Source organism: Mesorhizobium sp. FG116 (assembly GCF_057809835.1).
In genome coordinates this window covers 88,678-107,728 of sequence record NZ_JBMDKS010000019.1, presented here as the reverse complement: position 1 = coordinate 107,728, position 19,051 = coordinate 88,678, and the positions used below count along the sequence as shown (strand labels likewise).

Here is a 19,051-nt window from a genome sequence, read left to right as displayed (position 1 = left end):
CCCATGCCGCACCCGGCACACAGGTCGAGATCGGCAAGCTCGACGGCCACCAGAAACGCCTCCCCGCAACAGTCGTAACCTTCGCCCACTACGACCCGAAGAAAGAAAAACCACGGTCGTAAAGAAAGGGCAGAGACCTCAGCCTGGGAACAGGCTACCCAGCCGGCGCCGTGGCCCCCAGCGGCGTCGACTACCCATTTCCAGACCAAAGCGAATTTCAGCGCCGCACGGCTCGCAAGACAAAAGCGGCGGCGTCCGGCACCATCAGAATCCGGACATCACTTGTGATGCCTGAGGCGCACGCCCGGCCCTTCGCTTTCTGAAGACAGAAGTTGCACGCCCGCCTCTTCAAGCGCCTTGACGAGCAAATCCTCCGAGGCGCGGTGCAGCGCATGGCGGTGGCACTCGAAATCCTTGATCGTGCTTCGCGACACGCCGGCAAGGCTCGCTAGGTGTTCCTGCGTCCAGTTGAGCAGGCCACGAGCCGCCCGGCATTGCTCTGGAAGTAGATTCATCAAATTAGTGCCTTGCAGAATTGCACCCAAGTCAACCATAATGGGTGAAATCAGGCAATGGGTGCTGATTTCCTATATGAGCAACTGCACGGAATGATGGGTGACACATCGCTATTATTGATGATTGTCATGCCGTTCGTCGGCAGCATCATTGCTGCGTTCTTGCCTTCCAACGCACGCAACGCTGAAGTTTGGTTGGCCGGGACGGTCGCGCTTGGTGAATTGCTTCTGGCCTCGGCGGCATATCCAGCGATTGCCGCGGGCGGAGCGATCCGCGCCGACCTCGAATGGATCCCCACGCTCGGCCTCGATTTCACACTGCGCATGGACGGCTTTGCCTGGCTGTTTGCAATGCTGATCAGCGCCATCGGCTTCCTCGTCGTTCTCTACGCACGCTACTACATGTCGCCCGAGGATCCGGTTCCGAGGTTCTTCTCGTTCCTACTGGCCTTCATGGGGGCCATGCTGGGGATCGTGATCTCGGGCAATCTCATCCTGCTCGTCATCTTCTGGGAACTGACCAGCATCTTTTCCTTCCTGCTGATCGGCTACTGGCACCACAATGCCAGTGCACGCGACGGTGCGCGCATGGCCTTGACCATTACCGGCATTGGCGGTCTCGCCCTTCTGGCCGGCGTGCTTTTGATCGGCCATATCGTCGGCAGCTACGATCTCGAGCGCGTGCTGGCTTCAGGCGACCTGATCCGCTCGCACGAACTTTATGTGCCGGCACTGGTCCTTATCCTGCTCGGCGCGCTGACCAAAAGCGCGCAGTTTCCATTCCATTTCTGGCTACCAAACGCCATGACCGCACCGACGCCGGTGTCGGCCTACCTGCACTCGGCCACCATGGTGAAGGCCGGCGTGTTCCTGATGGCAAGGCTCTGGCCGGTGCTGGCCGGAAGCCAGGAATGGTTCTGGATCGTCGGCCTTGCCGGCATGATGTCCTTTGTCCTCGGCGCCTACTTCGCGATCTTCCAGCAAGACATAAAAGGACTGCTTGCCTATTCGACCATCAGCCATCTCGGCCTGATCACCATGCTGCTCAGCCTCGGCAGCCCGCTTGGTGCGGTCGCCGCGATCTTCCATATGATGAACCATGCCACCTTCAAGGCATCGCTCTTCATGGCTGCCGGTATCATCGACCATGAAACCGGCACGCGCGACATCAGGCGCTTGAGCGGCCTGTTCCGGTTCATGCCGATCACCGCCACCCTTGCCATGGTGGCAAGCGCCGCAATGGCCGGCGTCCCGCTGCTCAACGGTTTCCTTTCAAAAGAGATGTTCTTCGCCGAGGCGGTCGAAACGCATCAGATATCGATCCTCGATACGGCCGCGCCCTATGCTGCGGTTCTCGGCAGCGCGTTTGCGGTTGCCTATTCGATCCGCTTCATTCACGGCGTCTTCTTTGGCCCACCGCCGGAAGACCTGCCGCACACGCCGCACGAAGCGCCGTTCCTAATGCGCTTTCCGATGCAGTTGCTGGTGCTGGCCTGCCTGATAGTCGGCATCGTCCCGGGCATCACCATCGGACCGTTCCTCCACACCGCGGTTACCTCGGTGCTGGGCCCGGCAACGCCGCAATACAGCCTTTCCGTCTGGCACGGCTTCACGCTGCCGCTGATCATGAGCGTCGTTGCTCTGGTCGCGGGCGCTATTCTTTATCTGCTGCTGAAAGGCTATCTGGCCCGTTGCGAGGAAGGTCCGCCGATCTTCCGCAAGCTGAAAGGCCAACGCATCTTTGAGCGCACGATGGTCACCGTCTCTTGGAGATGGGCGCGCTTCATCGAAAGCCAGCTTGGCACCCGCCGGCTTCAGCCACAGCTTCGCCTGCTGGTCATCGTGGCTTTCATCGCCGCGCTTTGGCCGCTTTATTCGCTCGGCTTCGATCCCGGTCCACCTAGCTGGACCAATATCGATCCGATCTTCGCCGCGATCTGGGCAATCGGCATCGCCTGCGCACTCGGCGCGGCCTATCAGGCCAAGTTTCACCGGTTGGCCGCGACAATCCTTCTGGGCGGAGCGGGCCTTGTCACCTGCCTCACCTTCCTCTGGCTATCGGCCCCCGACCTCGCACTTACCCAGTTGCTGGTCGAGATCGTGACGACCGTCCTCCTTTTGCTCGGCCTGCGCTGGCTGCCGAAACGCTTCGAGGACAAGTTGGCCGATGCGGTCACCATCGGCGCGCGCTTGCGTCGCGTCCGCGATCTCGTCACCGCCATTGCCGTGGGTCTGGGCGTCACGCTGATTTCCTATGCCGTGATGACACGCGCGCCGCCCGCAACGATCGCCGACTACTTCCTGCAAAATGCCTACAGCGAAGGCGGCGGCAAGAATGTCGTCAACGTCATCCTGGTAGACTTCCGTGGCTTCGATACCTTCGGCGAGATCACCGTGCTGGGCGTGGTGGCCCTGACGGTGTTTGCCTTGCTCCGGCGTTTCCGCCCTGCCCCTGACAGCGTCGAGCGGCCGGAACAACAGCGCATCCAGAAAGATTTCGACGAAGCCCGGCCGGACCGCGAAGCGGGCGACACGGTCAGCGACTACCTTCTGGTGCCATCCGTCATCATGCAATGGCTGTTCCCGGTGATCATCGTTCTGGCGGCCTATCTTTTCCTGCGCGGGCACGACCTTCCGGGCGGCGGCTTTGCAGCCGGCGTGGCGATGGCGGCAGCATTCATCCTGCAATATATGGCGGCGGGAACGGTCTGGGTCGAAGACAGGCTGCGTGTTCTGCCGGTCAACTGGATCGGCTTCGGCCTTCTGTTTGCAGCCCTGGTCGGCATGGGCTCATGGGTTTTCGGCTATCCGTTCCTGACATCGCATTCCCAATATCTGGACCTGCCCTTTATCGGAGCAGTGCCGGCAGCAACGGCTGCCCTGTTTGATCTAGGCGTTTTCTCGCTGGTCGTCGGCGCAACCGTGCTGATGCTCATCGCGCTTGCCCACCAGTCGATCCGCCGACTTCGTGCCTCGCGCGTCGCCGCCGAAGCTGCGTCGGAGAGCGCGTGATGGAACTTACGCTTGCCCTTGCCATCGGCGTTCTCATCGGCTCAGGCGTCTGGCTGCTGCTTAGGCCGCGCACCTTCCAGGTCATCATCGGCCTTTCGCTCATATCCTATGGCGTCAACCTGTTCATATTCTCGATGGGCAGGCTGCGTGTCGGCGCAGCACCGGTGCTCGGATCGGGCGGGACCGTCAATCCTGCCGATTACGCCGACCCCATCCCGCAGGCCCTTGTGCTGACCGCCATCGTTATCGGCTTTGCAACGACGGCCCTGTTCCTCGTGGTGCTGCTCGTTTCGCGCGGGCTGACCGGCAGCGACCACGTCGATGGCAGGGAGCCGAACTGATGGGTTGGCTCGACCAGATCCTGATCGTGCCGATCGTGCTGCCGCTGGTTACCGGCGCAATTCTGCTCCTGTTCGACGAACGCCGCCACGTGCTTAAGGCAATGATCAACGTCGCCTCGACGTTGGCGCTGACGGTCGTTGCACTGGTGCTGCTCCATCTTGCAGACGCTCCACCGGCGGATGCCAATGCTGCAACCACCGGCGTCTACCTGCTCGGCAACTGGGCCGCACCGTTCGGCATCGTGCTGGTTCTCGACCGGCTTTCGGCTCTGATGCTGATGCTCACCTCCGTTCTCGCCTCGGCAGCACTTGTCTTCTCGCTGGCGCGCTGGCACCGCAGCGGGCCGCATTTCCACACGCTGTTCCAGCTTTTGCTGATGGGCCTCAACGGTGCATTCCTGACCGGCGACCTGTTCAACCTGTTCGTATTCTTCGAGGTGCTGCTGGCGGCATCCTACGGACTTGTCCTCTACGGTTCCGGCGCGCTTCGGGTGAAGGCAGGCTTGCATTACATCGTCATCAACCTGGCTGGCGCGTCTCTCTTCCTGATCGGGGTGAGCCTGATTTACGGCGTCACGGGAACGCTGAACATGGCCGATCTCGCCGTCCGAATCCCGGAAGTGGCTGAAAACGACAGGATGCTTTTGCAGGCAGGCGCCGCCGTCCTCGGCGTCGCCTTTCTTATCAAGGCCGGCATGTGGCCGCTCGGCTTCTGGCTGCCCAATGCCTATATGGCAGCGGCCGCGCCGGTTGCCGCAATCTTCGCCATCCTCAGCAAGGTCGGCATCTACGTCATATTGAGGTTGTCGCTGCTGCTGTTCGGAGCGGATGCCGGGGCATCTTCAGGCTTCGGCGGCTCGTGGCTGCTGTTCGGCGGCATGGCGACCATCGTTTTCGGTGCAATCGGCGTGCTGGCCTCGCAGGCCATGGGCCGGCTCGCCGGCTTCTATCTGCTGGTTTCGTCAGGCACCCTCTTGGCGGCAATCGGAACTGAAAGCGTTACCGTCACCTCGGGCGCGCTCTACTACATGGTCAGCTCAACGCTTGCGATCAGCGCATTCTTTCTCTTGATCGAATTGATCGAGCGGGCTCAGAATCCAGCGGCCAACGTGCTTGCGGTTACGATGGAAGCCTACGGCGACGACATGGACGAAGACGACGTCCAGGAGGAGGTCGGCGTCACCATTCCCGCCACCCTCGCCGTTCTGGGCAGTTGCTTTGCAGGCTGCGCACTACTGCTGGCCGGTCTGCCGCCGCTTTCGGGCTTCATCGGGAAATTCGCCATCCTGAGCGCGCTGTTCAATCCGGAGGGGCCAGGCCAAGGCGGCAGCGTTGCCGGCACGGCATGGGCGTTGGTGACGGTGATTATTCTCGCTGGCCTATCCGCGCTGATCGCCATGACACGCACAGGCATCCGCACCTTCTGGGCTCCGATAGATGAAACCGTGCCGCGCGTGCGGCTCATCGAAATCGCTCCGGTGGCATTCTTGCTGATGCTGTGCCTTGCGCTGACCGTGCAAGGCGGTCCGGCGATGCGCTATATGGATGCTACCGCGCAATCCCTGCATTCACCGGCCCATTATATACGCGATGTGCTGGCGGCTCCCCGCGTACCCAGTCCCGGATCGGGGGCGCAACAATGAGCCGTTTGCTGCCCTACCCTTTGCTCACGACATCCCTTCTGGTGATGTGGCTTCTGCTCAATGGCTTGTCCGCCGGCCATCTCGTTCTGGGCAGTATCGTTGCGCTATTGGCATCGCGCGCTATGGTTGCGCTCCAGCCCGACAAACCGCAACTACGGCGCTGGGGCCTGATCCCGAAGCTGGTTTTGCTTGTGCTCGCCGACGTGCTGCGTTCCAACATCGAGGTCGCAAGCATCATCCTGCAAGGCAGGCGAAGACAGTTCAAGTCCGGCTTCGTGATGATCCCGCTTGAACTACGCGACCCGACCGGCCTTGCGGTTCTGGCCTGCATCATTACCAGCACGCCGGGAACGGCATGGGTTGAGTACCATGCAGGCAGCGGACGTTTGCGCATCCATGTCCTTGATCTGGTTGACAAGCAAACATGGGTCGATCTGATCAAGCAGCGCTATGAGGCTCCGTTGTTGGAGATTTTCGAATGAGTGGCGTTATCATTGTCTGGGCCGTCACCATCGCACAGATATTTCTGGTAAGTGCTATGGCCTGCGCGCTGCTGCGCTTGGCTCGCGGGCCGCGCGCCCAAGATCGCGTCCTCGGTTTCGACGCCCTTTACGTCGCTGCGATGCTTTTGGTGCTGACCATAGGCATCCGCACCGGCTCCACGATCTACTTTGAGGCGGCGCTTGTGATCTCGCTTCTCGGCTTCGTATCCACCGTGGCGCTGGCAAAATTCCTCATGCGCGGCGAGGTGATCGAATGAACCCCTTTGCCGACCTTCCGGTCTGGGTTGCCCTGATTGTGGGCTTCTTTCTCATTCTCGGCTCTGGCCTCACCCTCTTGGGCGCGATCGGCCTTGTGAGGTTCGAAAGCTTTTACCAGCGCGTCCACGCGCCGACGCTCGGTACGACATGGGGCGCCGGCGGCATCCTGCTTGCCTCGATGATCTGCTTTTCGGCACTTCAGTCCCGCCCGGTCATGCACGAGGTGCTGATCGCGATCTTCATAATGATCACGACACCGGTTTCGCTGATGCTTCTGGTACGCGCAGTCCTCTACCGCGATCGCATCGAAGGAAAGGACGACGTACCTTCCTTCGAGCCTACACGTGACGCCTCGCAGGAAGCGCCGCCACCGCACGGCAAGGCCTGAGTTCGACGACGTCATTAAGCGTACGGTAGTGGCCGGACGCCCCTTTTCCGCTGCCGGCCCTTGCTGTCTCGTGACAGTCGTCTCAGGCCTGGTCAGTATGCGGATATGATGTATTTCTCAAAACATCATACAATCAAGCCAACGAAATAATTGGAAATTATTGCTTTCATTAGAAAAGAGAAATTGATAGTCTTCGAAGAGCATAGCATTCACAACTAGAACTGGTGTATACATGGGCCTTGCCACGCATGATCCATTCTACTCTCGGCCGTTCTACGGTTGATGTGAAACGCCGTCTTGAAGCATCGAGCGACTTTGGTGAAGCACTTGATGTGCTGATGGAAGTCGTGGCCGAGTTCGGCTTTACGCAAGTGCTGTATGCTTACCAGCCGGTGCCGCCCCGGCTTCCCAATGGCGACTGGTTGCCACTCAAATTGAACGTTCGCAACTTCCCGAAGGGTTGGGAAGACGGTTGGAACAAGTTCATGAAGGTGGACCCTTACTACCGGGCATGTTTTGAAGGGACCCTTCCAATTGACTGGATGCGGGTCCAGACCAGCGAAAACCTCGTCACGGTCCAAAAGGAAGCCTGCTCATACCTGAACGACTTCGGCCTGTCGCGCGGTGTAACTGTTCCGGCCCACCTTCCCTTCGGGCGTTTCGCTGTCATGAGCGCCATCGTGGACCGTCAAAACGTCCAGTGGAATTCCATGCTCGACGAAGTGCGCGAGCCGCTTTTCAGCCTCATGCACGTATTCACGAAGGCCATCTTCGATCTGAAATTCGAAAGCCAGATCGAGATCGTGCGCTGGAACAACCTCACGCCTCGCGAGATTGAATGTCTGCGCTGGGCGGCGGCAGGAAAAACGTCCGAAGAAACATCGATCATCCTCGACAGGTCAATCGAGACGGTCAGGCTCCACATCAAGAACGCCATCGCAAAGCTTGAGGCGACGAACCGCTCTCAAGCCGTGGCCATGGCTATCCGTCTCGGCCTGATCTGATATCGGCCGCTCACTTCAGGCAATCGTTTCCGTTCGTTTCGCCGGTTAGATGGCGAGGTAGCGTTGTGCGACCTCAGGGTCTTCGAGGTCGTCCGGCTGGATCCGGTCGATAAGCTGGCCCTTGTCCATCACAAGGCAATAGTCGGCGACGGAGCGGATCAATTGGAGGTTCTGCTCGACAATCATGATGGTCAGGCCTTGCTCGTCCCTGAGGCGTCGAATGATCGTGCCGATCTCCTGGACGATGTTTGGCTGGATGCCCTCGGAAGGTTCATCGAACAGGATGATCTCCGGCTTGCCGGCCAGTATGCGGCCAATTGCAAGCTGCTGCTGTTCGCCGCCGCTCATCGAGCCTGCAAGCTGGGACAACCGCTTCTCCAGAATGGGGAAGAATGAAAACGCCCGTTTCAAATCCGGTACCGCAGCATTTCCAACGCCGGAGCCGAGACCCAAGTTCGCCGCCACGGTCATGCGGGTAAAGATGCCGCGGCCCTGCGGGACATAGCCTATGCCGAGCCTGGCGCGGGCTGCCGCGCCGAGCTTCGTGATATCGCGACCCTTGTAGGAGATGGAACCGGAGATGGTGGGCAACGCGCCGATGATCGTCTTGATCAGCGTGGTCTTGCCGACGCCATTGCGCCCAATGACCGCGACGATTTCGCCCTGCTTGATGTCGAACGAGACATCATTCACGATCTGGACGGACCCGTACCCCGACTTGAGTGAGGAAACCTGAAGCTGTGTCATAAGACCTTCCTCACTCACAAAGTACCGAGGTAAATGCGCCGCACGTCGGCATCGGCCGCGATTTCATCAAAGCTTCCCTGCGCAAAAAGCTTGCCGTAGTGCAGCACGCTGGTGCGGGCACAAAGATCCCGGATAAAGCCCATGTCGTGCTCAATCACGATCGTGGTGACTTTCTGGGCGTTGAGCTGTCGAATGATCGCGGCGGTCTTTTCCGTCTCTTCCACCGAGAGGCCGGCGGTCGGTTCGTCAAGAAGCAGGATCTCCGGGTCAAAGGCCATCGACATGGCAATGGCAAGCCACTGCTGCTGGCCGTGCGACAGTTCCTTCGCCAAACGGTGTTCGGTCCCGGCAAGGCTGATCTGGGCCAGAAGCGCCTCGACCCGCTCGGGTATCTGGCGTGCGCTGTAGTGACGCCGCAGAGGAATGAACAGGTTCTGGAAAACCGTCAGATCGGCAAAGACCCGGATGTTCTGGAACTTGACCGACAGTCCAAGGCGCGCGCGTCCAAAAGCCGGGACGCGGGTTATGTCGCGTCCCTTGTAGAGAATCTGGCCCGACGTCGGCGTATCCGTCCCCATGAGCATTTTGAAGAACGTGCTCTTTCCCGCGCCGTTAGGCCCCAGGATGCAGTGTATCTCGCCTTCCGTGATCGATAGCGACAACCCGTTCAGGGCGCGCACGCCACCAAAGACCTTGTGAACATCGCGCACTTCAAGAATGGACGGCCCGGCGGGTTCGCTCATTTCGATTTTCGACTGGGCGTTCATGGTGTCCGCTCCACCTTGGGAAGGCTAAAACTATGAGCAGGCGGCTGTGAGTTGATCTTGGTCGTCGCTGCAACCGGCTTGCGGATCAGGCGTCCGATGGCCTGACCAAGGCCGCTCACCACGCCCTCCGGCGCGGCCATCATTGCCACCACGAGGATGCAGCCGAGGACGAGCATGGAAATTTCACCAAGCGTTGAAAGCTCGATCGAAATCCAGTTGAGTGCAACCGTACTCACGATTACCGATGTCAAATCCTTGCGCCCGCCAACCGCCACCCAGATGACGACGAGGATGTTTGCGGCAACGCTGAAGCCATCCGGGTGAATGTAGGTGCCCCACGCCGTATAGAGCGTGCCGGCAAGACCGGCTATCGCCGCGGAAAGGCAGAACACGCCAAGCTGGACAAGACGCACGTCGTAGCCAAAAGTCTCGGCCCGTTCCGGATCTTCCCGCACGGCGACGAGCACGTAGCCGAAGCTCGAATTCACGATCCACCGCAGGCCAAGATAGACCAGGATGCCGACTGCCAGGACGAGCCAGTAGAACTCGCGCCCGCGCCCGTCGAACTCCATGACGCTTTCGCCGAGACCAAGGATAATGTTCGGCAGCGACGGGTCGGAGGCTTTGGCCGGGCTCAGTCCATTCATGCCGCCAAGGTAAGCTGATCCGATGACATAACTCGGGTCTGCAGTCTGTCGCATGAACAGCCCCAGAAGCAGCGAAGTCACCAGCATCAATATGGCGACATACACGCCCTTCAGGCGGCTGTAGAACATCAGAAAGCCGAGCAGCGCGGCGAATATCGCCGGCGCAACCATGCCGGCAAGGATGGCCAGGTCTGTATTGCCGTGGGCTTCGATGAGGTTCATCGCCACGATGCCGTAGGCGTAGCCGCCTATGCAGTAGAACGCCGCCTGCCCGAGGCTCAGTATGCCGCAGTACCCCCAGATCAGGCACAGGCTGAGCGCCAGGATCGAGGAGATGAGGAAGTTGCTGGCGGTGATGATCTGATAGCGCGATCCGAAGAACGGCAGCAGCACGAGCAACACGACCACGACAAGCCAGGCGCACCAGAAGAAGCGGCTGTTGCCGAGTGTTTGCTGGCCGTTGAATGAGCGCAGAAAGCGCACAAATCCATTCGATTGGGTTTGTTGCATGGTTACCTCTGCGTCGCGCGGGTACGGCGTCGTTCAATGAAATCGGAAATGCCGGATGGCATGACGAGGAGCGCGATGAGCGCGGCGGCCATCACCGAGACGTATCCGATATATTCGTTGAATATGTTGGACGCGAATGTCTGGACGGCGGACAGGTAGACGCCGGCATAGGCAAGGCCAAGTATAGGGCTTGCCCCGCCGCCTATCACGACGGTGATGAAGGCCATTGGCGTATAGTTCTGCCCGAAGAAGGGAGAGATGGTTGCGGTCATCGCAAACATCGCCCCTGCGACACCGCCAAGCGCTGAACCAAGACCGAAGGTCAATGTGTACACGCGCCGTGTTTCGATGCCGAGCGCATCTGCCATGGCGGGGTTTTCCATCGTCGCCTGCGCCTGTGCGCCGAGCCTAGTCCAGCGAAAGATCGACCAGACCCCGACAATCAGGCCGAGCGCGACGATGAACATGACGACGCGGTAGACGCCGAAGGCGAACGGGCCGACGCTGAAGCTGCCAAGCGGCGTGGGCATGTTCATGATGGAAGGCCCCAGCAGCAGAAGCGTGCCCTGGCTGATGATGATGCTGACGCCCCACGTGACGACCAGCGACGACAGCAATTGATTGTAGAAGTGGCGAATGACGAGCCGCTCGATGATGATACCGGCCACACCTGCCCCCAACCCGCCGAGCATTACGGCGATTGGCGCGGGAACGCCGGCATGGAAGGCTGTAACGGCGACATAGGCGCCGATCATCATGAGTTCGCCATGCGCCATGTTGATGACGCCCATCATGCCATAGATGATGATCAAGCCAACGCCGGAAAGGAGCAGAAAGCCCAAGTTGTCAAAATACTGGTATATGTAGCTGATAATCTGGCCAAGGATATCCACGAAGACCTCCGCACCGCACTGCCCGGCAAGCTATAGAAGGCGTGCCGACGCGCAAGTCGCCGGCACGCATGAACATCAATGTCAGTTCTTGAAGAAGTCAGCCCACTTGGGGTTGTCCGGCGGCAGGAACTGACGACCGGGGGCTTCCTTGCGCATGTCGACGCCCACATCGGTAAGGAAGGTAGGCTCGCTCACGCCAAGTTCGGTTACGAGTTCAAGTTCGTGGTTGTCGTTGACCTTGAACAGGTAGGTCGGCATTGCGGCGTGATGCTGCGAACCGCGCAGCGTCCACGGGCCGCCGGGCGCATCAGGAATTGATACATCTTCCTCCAGCGCCTTGATAACGGCATCCGTATCCGTCGTGCCCGCCTTCTTCCAGGCTTCGGCCATAGCCTTGACCGCGACGTAGCCGAATGCAGCATGTTCGTTCACATAGACAGTATCCGGGAACATTGCGCGGATCTTGCCTGCAAACGCCTTGCTGGCCTCACCAGGAACGTCCTCGATATAGCCTGGGGGAACATACATGTTGGCAAGCGACGGCGGGGCGAAGCGCTTGTGTTCGTAACCGTCCGAAATCGTCACGTTCGACCACATCGGGGTTACCAGACCGGCAGCGCGGGCCTGGGGATAGAACTGCACCTGCTCGGCGCCGACGAGGCAGTGGACCTGGAAGTCAGGCTTGATGCCCTTGATCTTGTCGATGGTGGATTGCCATTGCGACACGCCGAACGGAAAATATTCTTCCATTTCGATCTTGCCGCCATAAAGCCCGGCCGCAACGCGAACCCACTGTCCGATCGCCCGGCAGAAATTGTAGTCCGCGCCGATGAACGTCATCCGCGGGCCCATTTTCTCGATCATGTATTTGAGAGCAGGCAGGACCTGCTGTTCAGGCGTAGGGCCTGAGAAGAACGAGTACTTGTCGGCAATGCCGCCTTCGCCCTGGTTGTTGTGCCAGTAGATGACCTTGTTGCGGACGACTTCCTTGCGGGCAGCCTCACGTTCCGCGCCGGTATAGCCGGCCATCACGACATTGGCCTCGTCTTCGAAGATGCAGCGCTGCGACAATTCCTGGTAGCGCTTCACGTCCGACTGACCGTCATAGGAGACGAGCCTGATCTTCTTCTTGGCGCCATCGACTTCAATGCCGCCCGCATCGTTGATTTCCTGCACTGCGAGACGATAACCGTAGGTCTTGGGCGTGGACATGATGGAGAAGTCGCCCGAAAGATCGTCTACCGTGCAAAGCACGATTTCATCCTGGGCCGCGGCTGGAGTAGCGGCCCAAAAGGACTGAACGCCTGCGATGCAGGCAAGTAATGCTATGGATTTTTTGAGATGGGTGGAAACCAGTTTCATTGTTTATCCCTCTGGTGGCAGGCCATGACCAAAACATGAGAGTTTGTATGTCGACCTACAGAGAGTGTACGGCTGTGATTTCGAGCCTGCCATTACCCTAAGTGGGAGGGTTTTTGATGGCCGGCACTCATCGATCAGGACATGCAAATCCGTGCCATATCCGGGCGATATGGCGATACCCCCGCACTCGGTAGTTCACGGTCTCAACTAAACTATCGGCGCCTGCTCAGCACTTGCGGATAGGGCGCGCCGCCTTGCCAGCCAAGTGCGGACGCACCAGGCTCCAGCACTTGTAGACGGCTTCATGGCAAGCCCATGCCTCCGCTGCAAGAATGCGGCAAATGACGGCATTGCCGATGCGGGTCGCACCTGCGGAAGAAACCTCGCAATTGGAGATTTCTTCTTCGATCTTGCTTTCGATGCCTCGGGGCAGATTGGCGCTTACAGCGATGACGGTCGCCATCTGGGAAGAGCCTCCCCACAGGCGGCGCAGGGCATCCACCTCCTCGACATCCTGCGCAATCAAGCGATCGAGCAGAATTACCTCGCCATCGACACGAACTTCGAACTCGGATTCAAGCGCCTGGAATTTGAATGCCTCGCCTGAACCGTAGTGGACGCGGCCAGCCGCGATCATGTCCGTGGCAAAAAGATGCGATGTGGAGTCGAGGTCGATACGTGTGCGCCTTTCCACTTTCGAATCCGCAAACAGAATGGCTTCGTCCGGTACGTATTCCAGCAACGCATCCTTGCTAACGCCGATGCGGATTTCCTCGCGGGATGTCTCTCCTTGCGGGCACTTGTAGAACTTGCTCGCGGCAGTCGTCGTGATGAGCGCGCGCGTGGATTCTTCCATCGTTGCGTAGAGCTGGGCCGAGTCGCCTTCAACGAAGCCGCCACCGCTGTTTATGGTGAGCAGAAACGGCTGGTCGTCGTTGTCCTGATAGTGGCAGCCTTGCCATTGGTAAGGTATGCGCCAGCTCTTCGGGTCGATTTCAGTCCGGCCGTTACGCTTGATGACATGCAAGTTCATCAAGGCATGCTTGCCAATGGCCCAGTTGCTGTCGGGATAAACGATTTGCATGATGATAAGACCTCAAGCGACTTCAGACATGAGCACGCTGTGCTCGACCCAGGTAATGACGGCTTCAAGCCCGGCGCCTGACTTCATGTTGGTGAAGATGTACGGTTTGCTGCCGCGCATCTTACGGGCATCCCGGTCCATGACCGACAGATCCGCACCGACGTAAGGCGCGATATCCATCTTGTTGATCAGCAGCAGCGGCGAGCGGGTTATTCCAGGTCCACCCTTGCGCGGGATCTTTTCGCCCTCACCGACGTCAATCACATATATGTGGCTGTCTGCAAGCTCGGGGCTGAACGTCGCGGCGAGATTGTCGCCACCGCTTTCGATCAGGATCAGGTCAAGATCAGGAAAGCGTTTGACCAGATTGTTGACCGCCACCAGATTCATTGAGACGTCTTCGCGAATGGCAGTGTGGGGACAGCCACCCGTTTCCACGCCTACGATGCGTTCCAGGTCGATCGCCCCGCTGCGCGCGACAATCTCCGCATCTTCCTGGGTGAATATGTCGTTGGTGATGACCGCCATCGAATAGCGCTTGCCCATCTCTCGACAGAGCTGGATGAGAAGCGTGGTCTTGCCAGAACCGACGGGGCCGGCAATGCCAAGACGGACAGGTTTGCGCATAGGCTGATCCTTTCACACTTCTACGAGATGCATAACCGGGTTTGCAGCCGTTCATGGCGCATCGACGCGATGTCGAGAGTGACGAATGATGACGAGAGATGGCGCAGCTCACGGGTGCGGGCGATTTCCGAACAATGCTCGACCAGCGCGGCCGCGTTCGCGACCATGCGCTGCGCCTCGGTCTGCCCAAGCGGCACCAGTCGCTGGACAACACCGACCAGGCTGGAAAAGCTCGCCCAAAGGAAGCTTGTCACCGCTTCCTTCTCGCTGAAGCCCAGCCCGCATGCCAGTGCACCGTAGACGATGGCGTGATGCCCCTCGCACTCGCCTGCCGCGATTTTTTCGGCAAGCTGGCTGATCTGCGGCAGATCGAAAATATCCTTACCGGATGCAACCAGGGCAGCACCGGTCATGACCGACGCGGCGCGCGTTTCCCGGCTGAGTTTGATCGCGCCCACCTGGCGGTCGATTGCCTCGATGCCTTCCATCTTGTCGAAGACGCAACAACGATAGGCGAGCGCCACAGCTGCAGCATCGCCAGTTGCCAGATTGAAACGGAGCCAGTCGGTGCAGCGCTGCTCCGCATCTGCGGCCTTCAAAATGGTGCCGTCATGCAACCAGGTTTCGAAGCCGTAGGAATGCGTAAAAGCTCCTGTAGGAAAGGCGGCGTTCGTCACTTGCAAAAGTGCCAGTAGCCGATCGCCGCCGTTACTGTTCGAGCCTTCGGTTTGCACCGCGTCCTTAGTGGTTATGGTGGCGGTCCGCATGATGGCCGTCCGCTTCATGATGATGGCTGTGATGGTGATGGGCGCCTGCAGCGCCAAACCGGCGACCGACGAACGGTGCGTGAATGCGCTCGACCGCTATCCCCAGCCGTTGCAGCATCTGCGCTGCAAGCGGGTCATTCGGGGTCAGCACGCCATCTTCACGAAACCGCGCCGGCCGATGGAAATTGCCGAGCTGGTAGCAAGCGGCCCACCATGAAATGGCATCGGACCCGGGCTTGATGAACAGGAGGTCTTCGTCCTTCGCCTTGACGACGATGGCTGTGTCATCGTCAAAGCCCAGCACGTCTCCGTCCTGAAGCTCCGTTCCGCGAGGCAAGGATATGCGGATTTCCCGCCCGGAGCGCGTGGTCGCCGCAAAGTGTGGCGACGCACGTTCATCCGAGGTTAATTCCAGCGGATCGATCTCCTTCGATGCCTTGAGTTCCGATACGTGCCCGATCACGCTGGTAATGATGGTCATGGCATCACCTGAAATAGTACAGCTGCGTCAACGGCAGGGTCTTGGCCGGTTTGACGGTGATCCGCTGGCCATCGACATAGACGTTGTATGTTTCGGGATCGATCTCGATGTTGGGCATGTAGTTGTTGTGGATCATGTCCCGCTTCGAGATCGTGCGGGTCCGCCTTACCGGCATCAGCGTCTGGTGGCTGCGCAGACGACCCTCCAGACCCGCATCGATCGCTGCCTTCGTGACGAAAGAGTAGCTGGTCCGCGACGGGTTGGCCCCAAGCGAGCCGTATTGCGGACGATACTTGAGTGGCTGGCAGGTCATCAGCGAACCGGCCGGATCACCCATCACGGCGTGCGAGATGAAGCCGCCCTTCACGGATGTCTCTGGCTTGGCGATGAACATTTTCGGACGCCACAGCACAAGATCAGCCAGCTTGCCGGGTGCAATCGAACCGACATAGCTGTCCACGCCGAAGGTGATCGCAGGATTGATCGTTACCTTCGCCAGATAGCGCTTGATGCGAAAGTTGTCGTTGCCCACGCCATCTTCAGGCAAGCGCCCGAAGCGCACCTTGTTGACTGCGGCAAGCTGGAAGGCGCGCTGTGCGCTTTCCGCGGCGCGGCCGACGCCCTGGCTGTCGGAGCCGATCATGCTGATGGCACCGAGATCGTGCAGCACGTCTTCGGCACGCATGGTTTCGGCACGTGCACGGCCCTGGATGAAGGCCATGTCCGTCGGCACCTGCTTGTTGAGGTTGTGGCAGGTGATCAACATGTCGATTTCTTCATCGTATGTGTTGATCGAGAACGGATTGGTCGGGTTGGTTGAGCTGGGCAGGCAGTTCGGTTCCATGACGCAGCGCATGATGTCGGGAGCGTTGCCGCCGCCTGCGCCTTCCGCGTGGTAGATGTGCATGACGCGGCCGTTGATGGCCGCCAGTGTGTCTTCGTAGTACCCAGTCTCGTTGAGAGTATCGGCGTGAACCTGGACTTGGAAATCGAGTTCATCGGCTAGGTCCATGCAGGCCTCGATCGACGCAGGCGACGACGACCAGTCTTCGTGGATCTTCAAGCCCGTCGCGCCGCCGATGATGACCTGTTCCTCGATGGAACCCTTGGTCGCGGAATTGCCCTTGCCGAAGTTACCGAAGTTCAGCGGAATATCCGCCATCGCTTCCAGCATTCGATGCAGGTTGAACACACCGGGGCATTCGATGCCCACCGTCTTGGGTCCGGAACCGCCACCGATCACTGTCGTGAAGCCCGCGGCCTGGTATTCGTAAAGCTGCTGGACCGAATCGAAGTGCGGATGGATGTCGATGAAGCCCGGCGTGACGATCATTCCCTCGACCGACAGGATATCGGTGTTCGGCGAAACGATCAGGCCCGGAGTGATGTTCATCGTGTCCGGATTACCGGATTTGCCGACGCCGACGATCAGTCCGTCCTTGATGCCGATGTCGCCTTTTACGACGCCCAGCACAGGATCGATGATGACCGCATTGGTGACCACAAGGTCGAGTGCGCCGTCGCTGGCCTTCCACTTGGAAGCCTGGCCCATGCCGTCGCGGATGGTCTTGCCGCCGCCGAACACCAATTCGTCGCCATAGGTGGTGTAGTCGTGCTCGATCTCCGCAACCAACCCGGTGTCGGCGAGATGGATCTTGTCGCCTTTGGTCGGACCATATTGGACCGCGTATTCAGGTCTCGATAGCTTGATGCTCATGATTGATCTCCCGTATCGTCCCGTTTGCTCTACTTCGTGGCTTTCTTGGATGACTTCGCAAAGCGAGCATCTGGCGGTGTGTTGACGGGAAATCTTTCACCTTCAAAGCAATAGCCATGTTCCTTGAGACGCCGGACCGTTTGCTGCTTGATGATGTCCGAGCGAACCGTGCCATTCGTCATGTTGTTCATGCCGTAAGCTACCTCTCGTCCGGCATAGGTCGTTAGCTGGACCTTGCGGCTCTGGCCGGGTTCGAAGCGCACCGCAGTGCCGCTTGCAATATCGAGATGCATGCCAAATGCCGCTTCGCGGTCGAAGGCCATGGCGCGGTTGCATTCCGCGATATGATAGTGGGCACCGATCTGGATCGGGCGATCGCCTGTGTTGACCATCACCAGTTCGATGGTGCGCCGACCGGCATTGATCTCGATATCGCCATCCGCAAATTCGATCAGGCCGACCTTTGACGGCTCACCGACATCGAATGATTCTGCGGCAATGACGGATTTCGGCAGCGGAGGACGTGACCACTTGGCTGTCATGATTAAACACTCCAGGAAATCTAGTTGGCAAACGAGAGCGACTCGATGACGGCTTGTCGTCAGTCACGAACCGGGTTCATGACGGTGACGAGCTTGGTCCCGTCGGGGAAAAGAGCTTCGACCTGCAGGATAGTCAGCATTTCGGGCACGCCTTCCATGACATGCTCGCGTTTCAGGATGGTTGCTCCGTACTCCATCATGTCCGTCAGCATGGGGATTACGCCCTCGCGTGCGCGCTCCAGAATTTCGTCTGAAATCAGCGCAACAGCCTCGGGATAATTCAGCCGAAGTCCCTTATCCAAACGGCGGCGCGCCATTTCCGCTGCCCCCCAGATTTGAATCCGTTCCTCCTCTCGCAGAGTCAGATGCATGATTGGCTGTCCTTCCGCATGTTAAGTTCAGGCTTGGATCTTCGTTCGGCCAATAATGCCACCGGGCATAAGGCTGTATATCTACCAGTCCGGGTAGGATGGCCGCGGAAAGCGCGTCCTCCGGCTCAAGCGGTCATCGAAATGAAACAAGCGAAATGGCACGCACCGGAGTTGCGCTCAGGCGCTCGATTTCCTGGGGCAGCGCCGCATCGCAGAGCAGGCTGTCACCACATGCCATTCGAAAGCGTTTGGGGCCGTGCCGATAGATAAGCTCCCCTTCCAGCGCGTACAGGAAGCGCAGCCCCTGGTGCTGCGGCATCGGCATTCGTTCAGATGGTTCGGTCAGGTGGACAAACGAAATGTTGGTCGTCTGGCAATCCCACTTCAGGCCAAATGAAGAGGACCCCTGGAACGCGTCGACCCCACCGGAAGCAGCCGGAAAGAAAACCGCCTCCCTCTGCTCCCGATATCCGCAAAGCAGGTCGGTCATGGAAATTCCAAGACTGGAAGCAAGAGCATTGAGAGTCGCCAGTGACGGAGAGACCGTTCCGTTCTCGATACGTGACAACATCCCGAGCGAAATGCCGGCGGCTTTGGCGAGGTCAACTCCATTGAGTTCGTAGCGCCGCCTGTGATCGCGTACAGCCCGCCCGATGGCGACTTGCAGCATGGCATCTTTGTCGAAGCGGCCAGTGGATGCTGATCGCTCATCTCCGCCACCGAGGCCCAATGTATCGATGCGGGCATCGGGTCGGCGGCGTTGCCTGTGTCCGGTGTCGGCCGTGGCCGTGGGCATGGCTTCTGGCGGCGTTGCGATCTTGAGACGGGTCTCCGTATCCATCGGGGGCCTCACTGGTCTGCAACAGTCGGAT

At 59.3% G+C, this 19,051-nt stretch carries 19 protein-coding genes and 2 pseudogenes; 7 read left to right on the top strand and 14 right to left on the bottom strand.

Translation table 11 applies throughout. The features are described 5' to 3' along the window. Positions 1 to 278 precede the first annotated feature (278 nt). A complete protein-coding gene (locus ACODTY_RS15815) occupies positions 279 to 515 on the bottom strand; it encodes a helix-turn-helix domain-containing protein (protein WP_488995163.1) in 237 nt (78 codons plus the stop codon). 93 nt (positions 516 to 608) lie between these two features. Between ACODTY_RS15815 and ACODTY_RS15810 the strand changes: the two genes are divergently transcribed. From ACODTY_RS15810 to ACODTY_RS15780, 7 genes are all read left to right on the top strand, one after another. Continuing rightward, positions 609 to 3,527 (top strand): monovalent cation/H+ antiporter subunit A, encoded by a 2,919-nt coding sequence (locus tag ACODTY_RS15810; RefSeq protein WP_488995170.1) that lies wholly within the window; start codon positions 609 to 611, stop codon positions 3,525 to 3,527. Next, positions 3,527 to 3,868 (top strand): Na+/H+ antiporter subunit C, encoded by a 342-nt coding sequence (locus tag ACODTY_RS15805; RefSeq protein WP_056242787.1) that lies wholly within the window; start codon positions 3,527 to 3,529, stop codon positions 3,866 to 3,868. The genes ACODTY_RS15810 and ACODTY_RS15805 overlap by 1 nt, the downstream gene beginning before the upstream one ends. Further along, a complete protein-coding gene (locus tag ACODTY_RS15800) occupies positions 3,868 to 5,511 on the top strand; it encodes a monovalent cation/H+ antiporter subunit D (protein WP_488995162.1) in 1,644 nt (547 codons plus the stop codon). The genes ACODTY_RS15805 and ACODTY_RS15800 overlap by 1 nt, the downstream gene beginning before the upstream one ends. After that, positions 5,508 to 5,993: a Na+/H+ antiporter subunit E gene (locus ACODTY_RS15795; protein ID WP_488995161.1), complete on the top strand. Its 486-nt coding sequence runs from the start codon at positions 5,508 to 5,510 to the stop codon at positions 5,991 to 5,993. Before ACODTY_RS15800 ends, ACODTY_RS15795 begins: the two co-directional genes overlap by 4 nt. Then, the gene (locus ACODTY_RS15790; RefSeq protein ID WP_488995160.1) at positions 5,990 to 6,271 is read left to right on the top strand and encodes a K+/H+ antiporter subunit F; all 282 of its coding nucleotides are present in this window, start codon (positions 5,990 to 5,992) and stop codon (positions 6,269 to 6,271) included. Before ACODTY_RS15795 ends, ACODTY_RS15790 begins: the two co-directional genes overlap by 4 nt. Further along, on the top strand, positions 6,268 to 6,660 hold the full coding sequence (gene mnhG, locus ACODTY_RS15785; protein ID WP_488995159.1) for a monovalent cation/H(+) antiporter subunit G: 393 nt from the start codon (positions 6,268 to 6,270) through the stop codon (positions 6,658 to 6,660). The genes ACODTY_RS15790 and mnhG overlap by 4 nt, the downstream gene beginning before the upstream one ends. A 248-nt stretch (positions 6,661 to 6,908) precedes the next feature. Continuing rightward, positions 6,909 to 7,664 carry a helix-turn-helix transcriptional regulator gene (locus tag ACODTY_RS15780; RefSeq protein ID WP_488995158.1) on the top strand — a complete coding sequence of 252 codons (756 nt, stop codon included), beginning with the start codon at positions 6,909 to 6,911 and terminating at the stop codon, positions 7,662 to 7,664. Positions 7,665 to 7,709: 45 nt separating this feature from the next. On the opposite strand, the pseudogene ACODTY_RS15775 reads toward ACODTY_RS15780, so the two are convergent. The 13 genes and pseudogenes from ACODTY_RS15775 to ACODTY_RS15715 form a co-directional block, all read right to left on the bottom strand. Then, positions 7,710 to 8,351 (bottom strand): annotated as a pseudogene (locus ACODTY_RS15775) (ABC transporter ATP-binding protein); the annotation flags it as partial. A gap of 74 nt (positions 8,352 to 8,425) precedes the next feature. Continuing rightward, positions 8,426 to 9,178 (bottom strand): ABC transporter ATP-binding protein, encoded by a 753-nt coding sequence (locus ACODTY_RS15770; protein ID WP_488995157.1) that lies wholly within the window; start codon positions 9,176 to 9,178, stop codon positions 8,426 to 8,428. Continuing rightward, the gene (locus ACODTY_RS15765; protein WP_488995156.1) at positions 9,175 to 10,335 is read right to left on the bottom strand and encodes a branched-chain amino acid ABC transporter permease; all 1,161 of its coding nucleotides are present in this window, start codon (positions 10,333 to 10,335) and stop codon (positions 9,175 to 9,177) included. The genes ACODTY_RS15770 and ACODTY_RS15765 overlap by 4 nt, the downstream gene beginning before the upstream one ends. Positions 10,336 to 10,337: 2 nt before the next feature. Next, on the bottom strand, positions 10,338 to 11,228 hold the full coding sequence (locus ACODTY_RS15760) for an ABC transporter permease subunit (protein ID WP_488995155.1): 891 nt from the start codon (positions 11,226 to 11,228) through the stop codon (positions 10,338 to 10,340). A gap of 81 nt (positions 11,229 to 11,309) precedes the next feature. Further along, a complete protein-coding gene (locus tag ACODTY_RS15755; protein ID WP_488995154.1) occupies positions 11,310 to 12,590 on the bottom strand; it encodes an ABC transporter substrate-binding protein in 1,281 nt (426 codons plus the stop codon). A gap of 226 nt (positions 12,591 to 12,816) precedes the next feature. After that, entirely contained in the window at positions 12,817 to 13,674 is an 858-nt protein-coding gene (locus ACODTY_RS15750) for an urease accessory protein UreD (protein WP_488995153.1), read from the bottom strand. 12 nt (positions 13,675 to 13,686) lie between these two features. Then, positions 13,687 to 14,301 (bottom strand): urease accessory protein UreG, encoded by a 615-nt coding sequence (gene ureG, locus ACODTY_RS15745; RefSeq protein WP_488995152.1) that lies wholly within the window; start codon positions 14,299 to 14,301, stop codon positions 13,687 to 13,689. A 20-nt stretch (positions 14,302 to 14,321) separates the two neighbouring features. After that, positions 14,322 to 15,068, bottom strand: coding sequence for an urease accessory protein UreF (locus ACODTY_RS15740; RefSeq protein WP_488995151.1), 747 nt, complete (start codon positions 15,066 to 15,068; stop codon positions 14,322 to 14,324). Next, a complete protein-coding gene (locus ACODTY_RS15735) occupies positions 15,043 to 15,549 on the bottom strand; it encodes an urease accessory protein UreE (RefSeq protein WP_488995150.1) in 507 nt (168 codons plus the stop codon). Before ACODTY_RS15735 ends, ACODTY_RS15740 begins: the two co-directional genes overlap by 26 nt. A gap of 4 nt (positions 15,550 to 15,553) precedes the next feature. Further along, positions 15,554 to 17,266 carry an urease subunit alpha gene (gene ureC, locus ACODTY_RS15730; protein WP_488995149.1) on the bottom strand — a complete coding sequence of 571 codons (1,713 nt, stop codon included), beginning with the start codon at positions 17,264 to 17,266 and terminating at the stop codon, positions 15,554 to 15,556. Positions 17,267 to 17,436: 170 nt separating this feature from the next. Continuing rightward, positions 17,437 to 17,721 (bottom strand): annotated as a pseudogene (locus tag ACODTY_RS15725) (urease subunit beta); the annotation flags it as partial. Between the two features lie 146 nt (positions 17,722 to 17,867). Beyond that, positions 17,868 to 18,179 (bottom strand): urease subunit gamma, encoded by a 312-nt coding sequence (locus ACODTY_RS15720; protein ID WP_056236984.1) that lies wholly within the window; start codon positions 18,177 to 18,179, stop codon positions 17,868 to 17,870. Between the two features lie 133 nt (positions 18,180 to 18,312). Then, positions 18,313 to 19,020, bottom strand: a complete 708-nt coding sequence (locus ACODTY_RS15715) for a helix-turn-helix domain-containing protein (RefSeq protein ID WP_488995148.1) — start codon at positions 19,018 to 19,020, stop codon at positions 18,313 to 18,315. Positions 19,021 to 19,051 lie beyond the last annotated feature (31 nt).

Excerpts from the sequence above, each read along its gene's own strand:
- ACODTY_RS15740 (WP_488995151.1), bottom strand. The coding sequence starts at position 15,068 with ATGCGGACCGCCACCATAACCACTAAGGACGCGGTGCAAACCGAAGGC.
- ACODTY_RS15715 (WP_488995148.1), bottom strand. The coding sequence starts at position 19,020 with ATGGATACGGAGACCCGTCTCAAGATCGCAACGCCGCCAGAAGCCATG.
- ACODTY_RS15720 (WP_056236984.1), bottom strand. The coding sequence starts at position 18,179 with ATGCATCTGACTCTGCGAGAGGAGGAACGGATTCAAATCTGGGGGGCA.
- ACODTY_RS15790 (WP_488995160.1), top strand. The coding sequence starts at position 5,990 with ATGAGTGGCGTTATCATTGTCTGGGCCGTCACCATCGCACAGATATTT.
- ACODTY_RS15770 (WP_488995157.1), bottom strand. The coding sequence starts at position 9,178 with ATGAACGCCCAGTCGAAAATCGAAATGAGCGAACCCGCCGGGCCGTCC.
- ACODTY_RS15805 (WP_056242787.1), top strand. The coding sequence starts at position 3,527 with ATGGAACTTACGCTTGCCCTTGCCATCGGCGTTCTCATCGGCTCAGGC.
- ACODTY_RS15810 (WP_488995170.1), top strand. The coding sequence starts at position 609 with ATGATGGGTGACACATCGCTATTATTGATGATTGTCATGCCGTTCGTC.
- ACODTY_RS15755 (WP_488995154.1), bottom strand. The coding sequence starts at position 12,590 with ATGAAACTGGTTTCCACCCATCTCAAAAAATCCATAGCATTACTTGCC.
- ACODTY_RS15800 (WP_488995162.1), top strand. The coding sequence starts at position 3,868 with ATGGGTTGGCTCGACCAGATCCTGATCGTGCCGATCGTGCTGCCGCTG.
- ACODTY_RS15795 (WP_488995161.1), top strand. The coding sequence starts at position 5,508 with ATGAGCCGTTTGCTGCCCTACCCTTTGCTCACGACATCCCTTCTGGTG.
- ACODTY_RS15765 (WP_488995156.1), bottom strand. The coding sequence starts at position 10,335 with ATGCAACAAACCCAATCGAATGGATTTGTGCGCTTTCTGCGCTCATTC.
- ureG (WP_488995152.1), bottom strand. The coding sequence starts at position 14,301 with ATGCGCAAACCTGTCCGTCTTGGCATTGCCGGCCCCGTCGGTTCTGGC.
- ureC (WP_488995149.1), bottom strand. The coding sequence starts at position 17,266 with ATGAGCATCAAGCTATCGAGACCTGAATACGCGGTCCAATATGGTCCG.
- ACODTY_RS15780 (WP_488995158.1), top strand. The coding sequence starts at position 6,909 with ATGATCCATTCTACTCTCGGCCGTTCTACGGTTGATGTGAAACGCCGT.
- ACODTY_RS15735 (WP_488995150.1), bottom strand. The coding sequence starts at position 15,549 with ATGACCATCATTACCAGCGTGATCGGGCACGTATCGGAACTCAAGGCA.
- mnhG (WP_488995159.1), top strand. The coding sequence starts at position 6,268 with ATGAACCCCTTTGCCGACCTTCCGGTCTGGGTTGCCCTGATTGTGGGC.
- ACODTY_RS15815 (WP_488995163.1), bottom strand. The coding sequence starts at position 515 with ATGAATCTACTTCCAGAGCAATGCCGGGCGGCTCGTGGCCTGCTCAAC.
- ACODTY_RS15750 (WP_488995153.1), bottom strand. The coding sequence starts at position 13,674 with ATGCAAATCGTTTATCCCGACAGCAACTGGGCCATTGGCAAGCATGCC.